Genomic DNA, 14,145 nt, shown 5'->3' with positions numbered 1-14,145 from the left:
TGGCGGTGGACTACCAAATTCAACGCATCGTGGACGAGGGTCCGTATGTTTGGGTGACGGAACAGACGGTTGTTTCCTACGCCTATGACGACCTTGGCCGACTGATTTCAGCGACTAACGCTGTCGGTGAAAGCGAGGTTTATCGGTACGACGATCAGCACGTCATTCTTGAACGCGGCTTGGCCGGTGGGGCGAGTTTCTACTGGGAGTGGGAACGGGCTGGCAAGGCGGCGCGGTGTGTCCGGCATTGGGCGAGCTTTTCGCAGATGGACACGCGGTATGCCTGGGACGACAACGGGCAGGTCACGGTGTTTAACGCCGATGGCAGCCAGGAAGTCTACGTGCATGACCAGCGCGCACGGCTGGTGCAGCGGGTGGATCCGGACGGGGCCGAGCACTTCAAGTCCTACGATGACAACGGGCGGCTGACGGTTGAGCAGGATCCGCTGGGCGCGATCACGGCGTATCAGTACGACGAAGCTGGGCGCTTGGTGGCGTTATTTCCGGGGGACGATGAGCCAACGACCTACGAGCATGACAACGGGTTCGTACGGGTTGTAAGGCGGGGTCAGGCGGTTTGGAAGTATGAGCGCAATGATCAAGGCGATGTAACGCGCAAGACCGATCCTGACGGTCATGTGACTGACTACAGCTACAACAAATACGGGCAGCTGGTTGGGGTTTGGTACCCGGATCATAGCTGTCAGCGGCTGGTTTGGAATGAGCGTGGGCAGTTGCTTGAGGAGCAGTTGCCGAATGGGGGATTCAAGCGCTATCGCTATGACGATCTTGGGCGACAAATTGCGCGGGAGGATGAGCATGGCGCGCTGACCCAGTATCAGTGGGACAGCGTGGGTCGGTTGATTCGCGTTGTGCCGCCAGGCGGCGAGTTCAGGGAATACAGCTACAACCCCTACGGAAAAATCACCGCCGAGCGCGATGAACTGGGGCACGTTACTCGTTACGAATATGCAGACGGCCTGCACCTGATCAGCCGACGTATCAATGCCGATGGTAGCCAGGTCAACTACCGCTACGACAATGCGCGTTTGCTGCTGACCGAGATCAAGAATGAAGTCGGCGAGACCTACAAACTCGCTTACCACCCTAACGGCCTGATCCAGCAGGAAATCGGGTTTGATGGTCAGCGCACCGCTTACGTCTACGACCTCAATGGCAACCTGCAGGAAAAGACCGAACACGGTGATGACGGTAGTCAGCTCGTTACCCGCTACGAGCGCGACCATGCCGGTCGGCTCGTAAGAAAAACCTTACCTGATGGCAACAAGGTTGATTACGCCTACGACCGCCAGGGCAATCTCCTCAGCGTCGAAGATGGCCATTGGGCCCTGGCCTACGAATACGACGCTCAAAACCGCCTCACCGCCGAACACCAAGGCTGGGGCACCCTGCGCTACGGCTACGACGCCTGCGGCAACCTTCGAAACCTACGCCTGCCGGACAACAACCGCCTCACGTTCAATCACGACAAAGGCGGTCACCTCGCCACCGTCGAACTGAACGGCGCAGTACTCATCTCGCACCTCTTTACTGCGGGTCGCGAACAGCAGCGCCAACAAGGCCAACTGCTCAGCCACTACCAACACGACCACCAGGGACGCCTGTTCACCCAGAGCATCAACGACGCCGAAGGCCCGCTATACCGCCGTCATTACGACTACGACAAATCCAGCAACCTCACCCGCCTGCTCGACACCCGCAAGGGCGACCACCGCTACCACTACGACCCCCTAAGCCGCCTTACCCGCGCCGACCACACCCAAGACGAGCAAGAACGCTTCGGCCACGACCCCGCCGGCAACCTGCTCATGCAAAACCGCCCCGGCCCCGACATCGTCGCCGGCAACCGCCTGATGATCCAGGGCGACCACCACTACGACTACGACGCCTTCGGCAACCTCATCCGCGAACGACGCGGCAAAGGCCATCGACTCGTCACCGAATACCGCTACGACTGCCAGCATCGGCTGATCGGCGTTAAGACGCCCAACGGCAAGACCGCTAGCTACCGCTACGACCCATTTGGCCGCCGCATCAGCAAAACCGTTGATGACATAACGACCGAGTTCTTCTGGCAGGGCGACAAACTCATCGCCGAGCACCACGCGAACCGCCACCGCAGCTACCTCTACGAACCCGACAGCTTCCGCCCGCTGGCCCTGCTGGAAGGCTTCGGCCCAAAGGAAACCAAGCCCTACCACTACCAACTCGACCACCTCGGCACCCCACAGGAACTCACCGCCCCGGATGGCGAAATCGTCTGGTCCGCGCATTACCGTGCCTACGGCGAAATCAGCCGTCTCGACATAGGAAAAGTCAAAAACCCGCTGCGCTTTCAGGGACAGTATTTCGATCAAGAAAGCGGACTGCACTACAACCGCCATCGCTACTACAATCCAGATGTTGGTCGTTACCTGACGCCTGATCCGGTGAAGCTGGCGGGTGGGATCAATGCCTACCGGTACGTGCCCAATCCTACGGGATGGGTTGATCCGTTAGGGTTGAGCTCATGTCCTGGCGGAGATGGTTGCAAGCAAGGCGCCATTTCTCAAAGCTCTGCGCTAAACGTCAATGACGGAGAGCCTGCTTTACCACAACTAACGCGCGCTGAGCGTCAAACAAGAATTGATGAGTTGGCTGAGTCAAACATTCATCGACGATTAGCGGAGCTTGAGACATCAATTCCAGGAGCACACTTCTTGGAAAAACATGGGGCTCAAACCCCATTGGCGTCCCAACTTGAGCGGGTAACAACCGCTAGAAATCCGACTACTGGCGAGATCGAGATCTTTGACAGAGGAAGAAGAGCAGGCACACCAAGACCACCAAGTGCTGCCACGCACTTTCTTAGTCACAGAGATCAATTTAATGCAATTGAGCGAGCTATTCTGATATTTAAACTCAATGGCCGAGCAGAAACCTCAAGACCTATGGATATGGGGAAAATTATCGGCGAAGGATATAAAAGAGAAGGTCTAGAATATGGAAAGCAAACTAAAGCAGTTGTGCATTTAAACACAGATGGAAAACCAATCACAGCCTATACGGAATTCGACAGATGAAAAGAAAACCAGACCTTGCGATATTGCAAGGCTTATTATTTACTTACAGCACAGAAAACACCAAAGATCTAGAAAGAGAAGAAGTCATAACTTCAAAAAATGTAAATAGCAAAGCTGAACTTTCAGAGCTATTCGACATTTTAACCAAACCGGAATTCCTCTCATACAAGGAGGATGAGCAGGTTTGGTTTATAGAAACCATTGAGCATTACCTATCGAAAGAGGAAGATTTTGAATCTATCTTTTATCTATTTGACACATACTTCGAAGACGAGATAACTAACAAAAGAGCATTCATGGCAGTACTGCTTGAACGTCTCAAGAGTTACCGAAACGAGACAGAATTACATAAAAAATAACGTAGGAACTGAATAGTATTACCACAAATAGCAAGCATTGAAGACCATTCAACTTAGTACCACCCCTCGCTTGCTCGCGTTGGGCCGCGAAGCGGCCCCAATCCAGACGATGGGTGTTTTCAGGTGAACCGGCATTGTCTGATTTTGGGGCTGCTGCGCAGCCCAACGCAGGGCAAGCCTGCTCACTACAAAAAAGGGTGTCATTCAGCGGAAAATCACCGCTTCGAAAGCTCCATAATCATCCGACTCAACAAATAAACCCGCGGCGCGACGCTCTCCACCTCCGCATACTCCTCCGGTGTATGGATATTCCCGCCAACAATCCCAAACCCATCCAACGTCGGCGTCCCTACCCCGGCTGACAAACTCGCATCCGCCGCGCCACCACTGCCTTCAATCGTCAACGTCTTACCCAACTCACCATAAATGCCCTGGGCAATCGCGACCAATTTGTCCGACTCCGGCGTCTGCGGCATCGGTGGCAGACCGCGCTGCAGGGTGGTCTTCACTTCTGTCTCGGGGATCAGTTTATTGGCCGATACGCGGGCCAGGTCTTTCTCGATGCGGTCAAATTCTTCTGGCAAGGCCGCGCGTACGTCGGCCTTGGCGGTGGCTTGGTCGGGGATGACGTTGGTGCGGTCGCCGGCCTTGATTACGGTGAAGTTGATGGTGGTTTTCTTCTCTTCGTCGCCCAGTTTGCCCAGTTGCAGGATCTGGTGCGCCGCTTCCATGGCGGCGTTGCGGCCGAGTTCCGGGGCGACGCCCGCGTGGGCGGCTTTGCCTTTGACCTCGACCACGGCGGTGGCGCTGCCTTTGCGCCATACCACCAGGCCGTCGGCGGGGCGGCCGGGTTCGAGGTTGAGGGTGACGTCGTGGGCCTTGGCGGTTTTGCGGATCAGTTCGGAGGCGGCGTCGGAGCCGGTTTCTTCGCTGGCGTCGAGCAGGAAGGTGATCTGCGCGTAGTCCTTGAAGCCCTGGTCCTTGAGGACTTTGAGCGCGTAGATGCCGGCGACGATGCCACCCTTGTCATCCATCACGCCCGGGCCATAGGCGCGCCCGTCCTTGATATGGAACGGGCGCTCGGCGGCCGAGCCTTCCTTGAACACCGTGTCCATGTGCGCCATCAGCAGGATCCTGGCCTTGCCGGTGCCTTTGAGGGTGGCCACCACGTGACTGTTGTTGGCCGCTTTGTCCGGCACCAGCTCGATGGAGAAGCCCAGCTGTTTCAGCTCATCCACGGCAATGTCGCGCACTTGCGTCAGGCCCGGCTCATAGCCAGAACCCGAGTCGATATTCACCAGGCGCTCCAGCAGTTTCAGGGCGTCGGCCTTGTACTGTTCGGATTGTGCCTGGATCTGTTTATGGGGTTCGGCGCTGTAGGCCGGCACGGCGAAGGACACGGCCAGGGTGGCGGCCAGGAGGGTGCGGGAGAAGGTGAAGAGCATGAACCGATCCTTGATTGTTGTTGGAGGGGCTGCCACACCCTACCCCACTAGATCGATCGCAACCAACTCCCCTGCACGGAACTCACACGGTTTCGCCCGCTGCTCTTGGCCTCGTACAAGGCCTGGTCGGCGTCGTTCAACCAGCTTGTGGAATCTGCATGGTTCGGTTGATACGGCGCCAGGCCGATGCTCAGGCTGACGCGTAAGGTCGGGGCCTGGGCGTAGGCCAGGGCGTTGAAGCGGTCGCGCAACGCATCCATCACTTCGGTGGCTCGGTTGAGGGCCATGTCCGGCAGGATCACGCAGAACTCGTCGCCACCGTAACGCCCGGCCAGGTCGGTGGCGCGCAGGTTCTGGCGCAGCACTTTGCTCAGTTGGCGCAGGACAATATCGCCGGTGACATGGCCGTAAGTGTCGTTGATGACCTTGAAGTGATCGATGTCGATCAACGCGATGGCGGCGCCGGCCGAGCCACGGCGGCAGCGCTGGAACTCGATTTCCAGGTGGTCCTTCCAGGCACCGTGATTGAGCAGGCCGGACAGGCTGTCGGTGCGGCTCAGCGCCAACAGCTCGCGCTTGTGTCGCGCCAGGGTCACCGCCTGGCGGTAGCAGATCCAGCCCAGGGCCAGCGGATACAGCATCAGGATCGGCAAGCAGGCGTAGAGCTGCGCCTGGGTAGTCACGGCAATGAATGCCGGGGCGAACACCAACAATGCCGCGCCGATGCCCAGCGCCTGCGCCACCCACCCCGCCAGCATGAAGCGCGGGCCGCCGATGGCCACGTTGTTCATGGTCATCATCGACAAGGTGGTCACGCTCGGCAGCGGGTTGAAGTGCATGGCGCCGACCCAGAACCCGCCGCAAAACGAGTCGAACAGCAGGTTGCGCCGTTCGCTGCGCAGGGCGTTGGCGCTGCGCAGGGACAGTTGATAGGCCAGGTGCGGCCAGGCAAACGCGTTGATCAGCATCCACGCCCACACCCACCAGGCGGGGTCCAGGGGATACATCCCGAACACCACGCAGACACATCCAAGCGTCAACCCGAGGGTGCGGGATTTGTACAGCCGTGAAGCGAGCGGAAGTCCGTTTCCTTCTGCAGCTGACATGGCGGAGTGAGATCCTGAGTGAATGCCTGGAGTCTATCAGGGGGCCAGTAATTCGCCACTACCGCTCATGCCTTCAAAACGCTCAGTGTGCAAAGCCCCGCGCCAGCATCAACGCCACGCCCAGCAGCATCACGGCGGTGATGCGCTGCAACAGCACACGGCGCCTGGGGTCTTCCAGCACGTGCTTGATGCGCTGGCCGAAATAGCAATACAGGCAGCCGCTGGCGAACTGCAGCACCAGGAAGGTCAGCCCGAGGATGGCGACGTCCAGCCTCGAGACGTGCTCACCGGTCCCGGCAAACTGGGGGAATACCGCGCTGAACATGATGAGGGTCTTGGGGTTGGAAAACCCCGTCAGCAAGCCCTTGCCAAACAAGCTGCGCGACGCTTCCACATGGCCGATCCGTTCGATCACTACGCCGCTGCTGGTCCACTGTTTGTAGGCAAGGTGGAGGATGTACGCGACGCCGATCACCTGGATGGCCTGGGTGATACCAGGGTGGCCCTTGATCAGCTCGGAAAAGCCCACGGCAAAGATCAGGATCGAAATCAGGTACGACACACTGGCGCCGATCTGCGCGGGAATCGAGCTGCGCAGGCCGTCGCGCAGGCCCAGGCTCAACAGTAGCAGGGTCATGGGGCCGGGGCTGAACGTCATGGTGGCGCAAAACAACAGAAAGTAGAGGAACGAAGAGAGGGTTAACGCACTTGTCATGGCCGAAGACCTGGGGAAGAGAGCGGGCAGTCTAGGCACTTGGCATTGCACGAGGCAGGTAAAGTGAGGCCTAATCCGCCCGAACTTCACCGGTAAAATCACCTGTAAAGATAAGGAAGTCCCATGTTCGTATCGGCCATCGCCTTTGTGGCGGGTACCCCCAAGGTGCAACAGATTGTCGAGGCGTTCAGCCGGGCCATCGAAAACGGTGAATGGGCCGCGGGCAGCAAGTTGCCGTCGGTGCGCGAACTGACCCAGGTGCTGGGCGTAAGCAAGTTCACCCTGAATGAAGCCCTCGACCGCCTGCGCGGGCGCCACCTGCTCACCTCCAGCCAGGGCCGTGGTTACTTCGTGGCTATCGATCGCACCCATACGGCCACCACGAACTGGGTGGATTTACTGCCCCAGGACTTGCTCAGCGTACTGCGGCGCCCGCTCGCGACGATCTCCGGCGACCTGCGCCCCGGCGGCGGCCACTTGCCCGAGGCCTGGCTGGACAGTGACGCCATTCGCCAAGCCATGCGCAGCGTGGTGCGCGCGCCGTCATTGCGCATCGCCGGGCTCGGTACACCGGCCGGGCTGCTGCCGTTGCGCCAGGCCCTGCAACAAAAGCTGCACGGCGAAGGCCTGTCGGTGCCGGTGGAGCAGATCATCACCACCCCCAACACCGTGCAAGGCCTGGACATGCTCATGCGCCTGCTGGCACGGCCTGGCGACACGGTGCTGCTGGATGCGCCGTGTTATTTCAACTTCCACGCCAACCTGGCCCTGCACGGGGTCAAGGTAGTGACGATCCAGCGCCGTCCCGACGGGTTTGACTTCACGGCCCTCGAACAGCTATTGGCCGAACACCGGCCCAGCCTGTACCTCACCACCAGCGTCCTGCAGAACCCGACTGGCCATTCCTTCAGCCCGGGCCAGGCGTTTCGCCTGTTGCAACTGACCCAGCGCTACGCGTGCCACATCGTCGAGGACGACCTCTACGGCGACCTGCACCCCAACCCAGCACCACGCCTGGCCGCCCTCGCCGGCCTCGACCAGGTCACCTACCTGTCGGGGTTTTCCAAGATTCTCAGCGCCAACGCGCGCGTCAGCTATGTGGTGGCGGCGCCGCAACTGGCGGCCAACCTCACCAACATGAAGCTGATGAGCGGCGGCTTGACCTCGGAATTGTTCGAACAGATCGTCTACCGCATGCTCAGCGAAGGCAGCTACGCCAAGCATCGCAAGCGTACGGTGCAACGTTTGATGGAGGCCGGTGGGCGCGTCGAGCAATGGCTCAAACGGTGCGGCTGCGAACTGCCGCTGGGCTATGAGGGCGGGATGTTCATCTGGGCGCGCTTGCCGCCGGGAGTGAGCGGTGAATTGCTCGCCCAGGCGGCGTTGAAACAGGGCATGGTGCTGGCGCCGGGCGTGCTGTTCGGCAACGACCCGGCGCATCGTGATTCGATGCGTTTCAATGTAGCCCACAGCGATGAGCCGCAGGTGCAGCAGGTGTTTGAATCGTTGCTGCTCAGGGCTTCGCACGCCCCTTGAGCATGCCGTGATTGACCAGCAACGTGCGCATGGTGTTGCGGGTGATCCCCAGCAGATCCGCCGTGCGCAGGTCGATGTTGGTGGCGGTCACCAGGCGGATATTGATCTTGATCGGCTTGCGCGAGCCCACGCGCACCACCTCCTGTTCCTGCAACACTCGCAGCAACTTCACCTGCAGGGGCAATGGCAGGTCGCCGATTTCATTCAGGAACAAGGTGCCGCCATCGGCTTCTTCAAACCAGCCGATACGCCGCCCCGACGCTCCCGAGAACGTTGCAGCGAGTGCGGGTCGGAAAACACCAGGGCCTTGGCGCGGATCGACAGCGGGTCTTTTTCACCCTGGGGCAAGGTCAGGATCGGCGTGGGCTGCCCGTGGGGACGGTTCATGAACAATTTCCCAGCGGCGAGATAGACAAAGGAGCGGCGACTTTACCCAGCGACACATATAACTAGAAATATTAAAAATCCCTTAGTACATAACCGTTTATCGGCAACCCTGCGGAATAGAGCCTGTCGTACCGGCAATTTTGCTTCGTCGTGTATCTCCTTATCACCAGATACACTGCAATACAAAGGGCACAAGGCAAGGCCGTCGCCAGTGGCTAGACTGCGGCCCAATCCGTATTTAACGAGGAAGGCAGCATGGATCATGTCGATCACATCCTGATCGTCGATGACGACCGGGAGATCCGCGAGCTGGTAGGCAACTACCTGAAGAAGAATGGCATGCGCACCACGGTGGTTGCCGACGGCCGCCAGATGCGCAGCTTCCTCGACACCACCCCGGTGGACCTGATCGTGCTGGATATCATGATGCCCGGCGATGACGGTCTGCAGCTGTGTCGCGAGCTGCGGGTGGGCAAGCACAAAGCCACGCCGGTATTGATGCTCACCGCACGCAATGATGAAACCGACCGCATCATCGGCCTGGAAATGGGCGCCGACGATTACCTGGTCAAACCCTTCGCCGCCCGCGAACTGCTGGCGCGTATCAACGCGGTGCTGCGCCGCACGCGGATGCTGCCGCCGAACCTGGTGGTGAGCGAGACCGGCCGGCTGATCCGCTTCGGCCGCTGGCGCCTGGACACCACCGCCCGCCACCTGCTCGATGCAGACGACACCCTTGTGGCCCTGAGCGGCGCCGAATACCGCTTGCTGCGGGTGTTCCTCGACCACCCCCAGCGCGTGCTCAACCGCGACCAATTGCTCAACCTGACCCAAGGCCGCGATGCCGATTTGTTCGACCGCTCCATCGACCTGTTGGTGAGCCGTCTGCGCCAACGCCTGCTGGATGACGCCCGCGAACCCGCGTATATCAAGACCGTGCGCAGCGAGGGCTATGTGTTCTCCCTGCCGGTGGAAATCCTCGGGGCCGAGCAATGAGCTTCAGATTAGGTTGGCCGCGCACCCTTGCATCGCAGTTGACGCTGATCTTCCTGATCAGCCTGGTGTGCGCCCATGGGCTGTCGTTCAGTGCGCAGTTCTACGAGCGCTACATCAGCGCGCGTACCGCCATGCTCGGCAACCTGGAAAACGACGTAGCCACCTCGGTGGCGATCCTCGACCGACTGCCCGCCAACGAACGCGCCAGCTGGCTGCCGCGCCTCGACCGGCAGAACTACCGCTACCTGCTCAATGCCGGCGAAACCGGCGAGCCGATGCGCAGCGACGACATGCCCATGGCCGCCACCTCGATCGCGGATGCGCTGGGCGAGCACTACGCGCTGACCTTTCGCGATATCCCCGGCATGCAGAAGCACTTCCAGGCACACCTGACCCTGGCCGATGGCAGCCCCATCACCCTCGACGTACGTCCCGCCGCCCTGCCCGTCGCGTACTGGCTGCCGGTGGTGCTGGTGCTGCAACTGGCGCTGCTGCTGGGCTGCACCTGGTTCGCCGTGCGCCTGGCCATCCGCCCACTGACCCGCCTGGCGCGCGCCGTAGAAACCCTCGACCCCAATGCACACCCCACGCCGCTGGACGAAAAAGGCCCCACCGAAGTGGCCCACGCCGCCGTCGCGTTCAACGCCATGCAACAGCGCATCGCCGAATACCTCAAGGAACGCATGCAGATCCTGGCGGCGATTTCCCATGACCTGCAAACCCCGATCACCCGCATGAAACTGCGCGCCGAACTCATGGACGACTGCGCCGAACGCGACAAACTCTGGAGCGACCTGGGCGAGATGGAACACCTGGTGCGCGAAGGCGTGGCCTACGCGCGCAGCGTCCACGGCGCCACCGAAGCCAGCCACCGCCTCAACCTCGACGCCTTCCTCGACAGCCTGGTATTCGACTACCAGGACATGCACAAACAGGTCAGCCTCAGCGGCAAAAGCGCCGTGGTAATCGACACCCGCCCCCACGCCCTGCGGCGGGTGCTGGTCAACCTGGTGGACAACGCCCTCAAATTCGCCGGTGCCGCACAATTGGAAGTCGGCTCGACGGCCGAGGGCGAACTGTCAATCAAGGTCCTGGACAACGGCCCCGGCATTGCCGAGGACGAACTGGTGCAGGTCATGCAACCGTTCTACCGCGTGGAAAGCTCACGTAACCGCGGCACCGGCGGCACCGGCCTGGGCCTGGCAATCGCGCAACAACTGGCCGTGGCCATCGGAGGCTCCCTAACCTTGAGCAACCGCGCAGAAGGCGGATTGTGCGCACAGATCAAGATCAAGTTGTGACGTTGCACCGGTTAAAACTCCGCATGTAGGAGCCGCGTACCCACGATGCGAAGCGAGCCGCTCTTGATCTTGATCTGGCTTTTGATCTTAGGCGCCCCGTCAAACACGCTGGCCGGAATTCGACAGGGATTTGGGGGGTAAACCGGCAGGGATGCCGGTTTAGCCGCCCCGCGCCATGGATGGCGCGTGGCGGCGGCCCCCCAAATCACTGGCGGATTACGGGCACACCGAGCCTAAGCGAGGTGCCGAGTGTTGGGGCAAGAGCCCTTTGCTTACTTTGGGGCTTTTCCAAAGTGAGCCGCCGTAAGGGCGGAACCATAAGCAGCCGTTACCCAAATAACGGATATGTACTCAATCACTACCAACACCCCAACCCCCCAACCCCCATCAGCTAACCGCCGTAGAAGGCTCCAACTGCCGCTGCGCCAACCAAATCTCCTCCTGCAACCACTGCCCAAACACCTGCAACTGCGGCATATCCGTCTGCTCCGGCCGGGTCACCAACCAATACGACTGATGCCCCTCCACATGCACATTCAGCACCTGAGTCAACTGCCCAGCCGCCAACTCCGCCGCCACCATATGCCAGTCGGCAATCGTAATCCCCAACCCATCGGTAGCCGCGCGTATCGCCAGGTCCAACAAATCGAATTCATACCCCCCCTGAGTGTCCACGCCATGAATACGCGCCGCGTCCAGCCAGTGCTTCCAAGTGAGGTAACGCTGGTCCTCACTGGCCAACACATGCAGCAACGTCATGCGATTGAGGTCCACCCCATCAATGCACTCACGGGCATACAGCGACGGCGCACACACCGCAATGTGCCGCTCCTGAATCAACAGCGAACTGTCCAACCCATCCCACTCACCATTGCCAAAACGAATCGCGCAATCGAGGGTGCTGGTCTGCGCCAAGCTGTCCTGCAGGCACGTGGTGATACTCAACTCCAGCTCGGGATGAGCCTCGCGCAGACGCCCCAGGCGCGGCATCAACCAGCGGCTGGTGAAGGTCGGCGGTGCGTTGATGTGCAGGCGGTTGGAGTGGGTTTTCTGCTGGATACTGCGCACCGTCAGCTCGATCTTGTCGAACGATTGGTGCAGTGCGCGCAGCAATACGCGACCGGCGCTGGTCAGTTCCAGGTGGTGGTGGCGCCGCTCCAGCAGGTGCTCGCCCAGCTGTTCTTCCAGCTGCCGCACTTGGCGGCTGACCGCACTCTGGGTCACGTTCAACAGCTCGGCAGCCCGGGTAAAACTGCCGGTACTGCCGGCCACTTCGAAGGCCTTGAGGGCATTGAGACCGGGCATTTTGCGTTTCATGAAGGGCACTCGAAGACGGCTGACGAGGTGCCAAGCATCCCATGAGCCAGAGGGAATTTCCTAGCCAACATGATTTTTTGTATCAACCGGCGCGTCTATCTCGACGCCTTGCACCCATGGCGCGGACTAACATGCGTTTAACGAACGTTTAACCCCTGAATTTATCGTTTGTCGATCTTTGCGCGGATGACAAAACTGCGGCCATCTCTAATAAAAACAACATGAGAGCAGCCCCATGTCCGACTCCAACGTTCTTGCGACCCTGGACGGTAACGCGCCGCACCCCGCCGTCGACGCCTTGTGCACCCAGGTGCAACGCGGCGAGATCAACCGTCGCCAATTCCTGCGCACCGCCGCCCTGCTCGGCATCACCGTGGCCAGTGCCTCCAGCTTCATCGGCTCGGCCCTGCTGGGCAACGACGCCCAGGCCGCCGATGGCACGCCGGCCCGACAAGGTGGCAGCCTGCGGTTTGCCTGCGCCATCCAGGAAATCCAGGACCCGATGCTGATCACCTGGATTGAAGCCTCGAACCTGCTGCGCAACTCCCTGGAGTACTTGACCTGGGTCGATGCCGATAACATCACCCACCCTTACCTCGCCGAAAGCTGGAGCCCTTCCGAGGACCTCGCCACCTGGACCTTCAACCTGCGCCAGGACGTGAAGTGGACCAACGGCGACAGCTTCAACGTCGACGACGTGCAGCACAATATCCAACGCTGGATCGCCGCCGATTCCAAGTCGGTCAACCGCACCGCGTTCCAGGACATCAAGGCCTTCGAGAAAGTCAGCGACTACCAGTTCCGCCTGCACCTCAAGCGGCCGATCCTGGCGATCCCGGAGATGCTCAACGCCTTCACCTGCGCCCTCGTGCACCGCAGCTTCAAGGCCGGCGATGACTGGGCCAAGAACCCGCTGGCCACCGGGCCGTTCACGCTGGTGTCGTTTGCGGTGAACAAGCAGGCCACCTTCGCCAAGCGCGCCGATTACTGGGGCAAGCCCGCCAACCTCGACGAACTGCGCTACATCGACATGGGCACCGACGTGTCCACTCACCTCGCCGCCCTGCAAGCCGGGCAGGTCGACGTGCTGTACCGCGTGACCGTGGCCGAACTCGACCTGGCCAAGCGCCTGCCCGGCGCGCAACTGCTCAGCTGTAAATCGGCGCAGACCGTGGTGATGCGGATGGCCTGCGACCAAAAGCCGTTTACCGATGTGCGGGTGCGCAAAGCCGTGGCGCTGTGCACCGACAACGCCCAGATGCTCAAGGTCGCCTATCGCGGCATGGGCACCCTGGGTGAAGACCATCACGTGGCGCCGTCCCACCCCGAATACTTCCCCCTGCCCAAGCGCGAGCGCGATGTGGCGGCGGCGAAAAAACTGCTGGTCGAGGCCGGCTTTGCCAATGGCCTGGACATTGACCTGATCGTCGGCAACACCCAGGGCCGTTATGAGCAGGACTGCGCGCAGATCCTGCAACAGAACTGCCTGGAAGCCGGCATCCGCATCAACCTCAAGGTCGTTCCCGCCGCGCAGTACTGGCCAATCTGGGACAAGGCCGCGTTCAGCCTCACCTACTGGGCCCATCGCCCGCTCGGGGTGATGTCCCTCGAACTGGCCTATCGCGGCGGCGGTGCCTGGAACGAAAGCCACTACAGCGACCCGGCCTTCGACGCGGCCCTGGACAAGGCCATGGGCATCATCGACCCGAAACAACGTGCGCAGGCCATGCAAAGCGTCGAGCAGATCCTGCAGGACGCGTGCGTGATCGTGCAGCCGTTCTGGGGCGACAAGTTCACTGCCGTGAGCAAAAAGGTGCAGGGCTTCCAGGTGCACCCTTCCGATTTCTATCCCATGGGCAATGTCTGGCTGAGCGCCTGATTCATAAGCGCTGTAACCCCT

The 14,145-nt window shown here is 60.5% G+C and carries 10 protein-coding genes and 1 pseudogene; 6 read left to right on the top strand and 5 right to left on the bottom strand.

Annotated features, from left to right (window positions below; all coding sequences use genetic code 11):
• Nucleotides 1–3,083, top strand: a 3,083-nt coding sequence (locus KHP07_RS18330) for an RHS repeat-associated core domain-containing protein (protein WP_214497693.1), incomplete at its 5' end; no start/stop codon positions are given.
• Nucleotides 3,080–3,442, top strand: coding sequence for a hypothetical protein (locus KHP07_RS18325; RefSeq protein WP_214497692.1), 363 nt, complete (start codon nucleotides 3,080–3,082; stop codon nucleotides 3,440–3,442). The genes KHP07_RS18330 and KHP07_RS18325, both read left to right, overlap by 4 nt.
• Nucleotides 3,443–3,657: 215 nt before the next feature.
• Here KHP07_RS18325 and KHP07_RS18320 read toward each other — a convergent pair whose 3' ends face one another.
• The 3 genes from KHP07_RS18320 to KHP07_RS18310 form a co-directional block, all read right to left on the bottom strand.
• Complete coding sequence (locus tag KHP07_RS18320; RefSeq protein ID WP_078048222.1) at nucleotides 3,658–4,887, bottom strand: M20/M25/M40 family metallo-hydrolase; 1,230 nt, start codon at nucleotides 4,885–4,887, stop codon at nucleotides 3,658–3,660.
• Between the two features lie 47 nt (nucleotides 4,888–4,934).
• Entirely contained in the window at nucleotides 4,935–5,993 is a 1,059-nt protein-coding gene (locus KHP07_RS18315; protein WP_214497691.1) for a diguanylate cyclase, read from the bottom strand.
• An 82-nt stretch (nucleotides 5,994–6,075) separates the two neighbouring features.
• Nucleotides 6,076–6,708 carry a LysE family translocator gene (locus KHP07_RS18310; protein WP_214497690.1) on the bottom strand — a complete coding sequence of 211 codons (633 nt, stop codon included), beginning with the start codon at nucleotides 6,706–6,708 and terminating at the stop codon, nucleotides 6,076–6,078.
• 123 nt (nucleotides 6,709–6,831) lie between these two features.
• Here KHP07_RS18310 and KHP07_RS18305 point away from each other — a divergent pair, with 123 nt between their 5' ends.
• Nucleotides 6,832–8,244, top strand: coding sequence for an aminotransferase-like domain-containing protein (locus KHP07_RS18305; RefSeq protein ID WP_214497689.1), 1,413 nt, complete (start codon nucleotides 6,832–6,834; stop codon nucleotides 8,242–8,244).
• A 58-nt stretch (nucleotides 8,245–8,302) separates the two neighbouring features.
• On the opposite strand, the pseudogene KHP07_RS29760 reads toward KHP07_RS18305, so the two are convergent.
• Nucleotides 8,303–8,631: pseudogene (locus tag KHP07_RS29760) on the bottom strand (sigma 54-interacting transcriptional regulator); the annotation flags it as partial.
• A 255-nt stretch (nucleotides 8,632–8,886) separates the two neighbouring features.
• Here KHP07_RS29760 and KHP07_RS18290 point away from each other — a divergent pair.
• Together KHP07_RS18290 and KHP07_RS18285 are read left to right on the top strand one after the other, a co-directional pair.
• On the top strand, nucleotides 8,887–9,627 hold the full coding sequence (locus KHP07_RS18290; RefSeq protein WP_078048218.1) for a response regulator: 741 nt from the start codon (nucleotides 8,887–8,889) through the stop codon (nucleotides 9,625–9,627).
• Entirely contained in the window at nucleotides 9,624–10,928 is a 1,305-nt protein-coding gene (locus KHP07_RS18285; RefSeq protein WP_099493821.1) for an ATP-binding protein, read from the top strand. Before KHP07_RS18290 ends, KHP07_RS18285 begins: the two co-directional genes overlap by 4 nt.
• A 387-nt stretch (nucleotides 10,929–11,315) precedes the next feature.
• Here KHP07_RS18285 and KHP07_RS18280 read toward each other — a convergent pair whose 3' ends face one another.
• Nucleotides 11,316–12,245, bottom strand: coding sequence for a LysR substrate-binding domain-containing protein (locus KHP07_RS18280; protein WP_214497687.1), 930 nt, complete (start codon nucleotides 12,243–12,245; stop codon nucleotides 11,316–11,318).
• Nucleotides 12,246–12,480: 235 nt separating this feature from the next.
• On the opposite strand from KHP07_RS18280, the gene KHP07_RS18275 reads away from it, so the two are divergent.
• A complete protein-coding gene (locus KHP07_RS18275) occupies nucleotides 12,481–14,124 on the top strand; it encodes an ABC transporter substrate-binding protein (protein WP_214497686.1) in 1,644 nt (547 codons plus the stop codon).
• The last annotated feature ends 21 nt before the right edge of the window (nucleotides 14,125–14,145 follow it).

Origin of the sequence: Pseudomonas sp. VS40 (assembly GCF_018587885.1) — a bacterium.
Classification (GTDB): domain Bacteria; phylum Pseudomonadota; class Gammaproteobacteria; order Pseudomonadales; family Pseudomonadaceae; genus Aquipseudomonas; species Aquipseudomonas pergaminensis.
Note: the sequence above shows the minus strand (reverse complement) of the source record. Positions and strands in the feature narration are given on the sequence as shown.

Bases quoted from the DNA above. Each gene is read 5' to 3' on its own strand.
- KHP07_RS18285 (WP_099493821.1), top strand. From the start codon at position 9,624: ATGAGCTTCAGATTAGGTTGGCCGCGCACCCTTGCATCGCAGTTGACG.
- KHP07_RS18305 (WP_214497689.1), top strand. From the start codon at position 6,832: ATGTTCGTATCGGCCATCGCCTTTGTGGCGGGTACCCCCAAGGTGCAA.
- KHP07_RS18320 (WP_078048222.1), bottom strand. From the start codon at position 4,887: ATGCTCTTCACCTTCTCCCGCACCCTCCTGGCCGCCACCCTGGCCGTG.
- KHP07_RS18325 (WP_214497692.1), top strand. From the start codon at position 3,080: ATGAAAAGAAAACCAGACCTTGCGATATTGCAAGGCTTATTATTTACT.
- KHP07_RS18280 (WP_214497687.1), bottom strand. From the start codon at position 12,245: ATGAAACGCAAAATGCCCGGTCTCAATGCCCTCAAGGCCTTCGAAGTG.
- KHP07_RS18315 (WP_214497691.1), bottom strand. From the start codon at position 5,993: ATGTCAGCTGCAGAAGGAAACGGACTTCCGCTCGCTTCACGGCTGTAC.
- KHP07_RS18310 (WP_214497690.1), bottom strand. From the start codon at position 6,708: ATGACAAGTGCGTTAACCCTCTCTTCGTTCCTCTACTTTCTGTTGTTT.
- KHP07_RS18275 (WP_214497686.1), top strand. From the start codon at position 12,481: ATGTCCGACTCCAACGTTCTTGCGACCCTGGACGGTAACGCGCCGCAC.
- KHP07_RS18290 (WP_078048218.1), top strand. From the start codon at position 8,887: ATGGATCATGTCGATCACATCCTGATCGTCGATGACGACCGGGAGATC.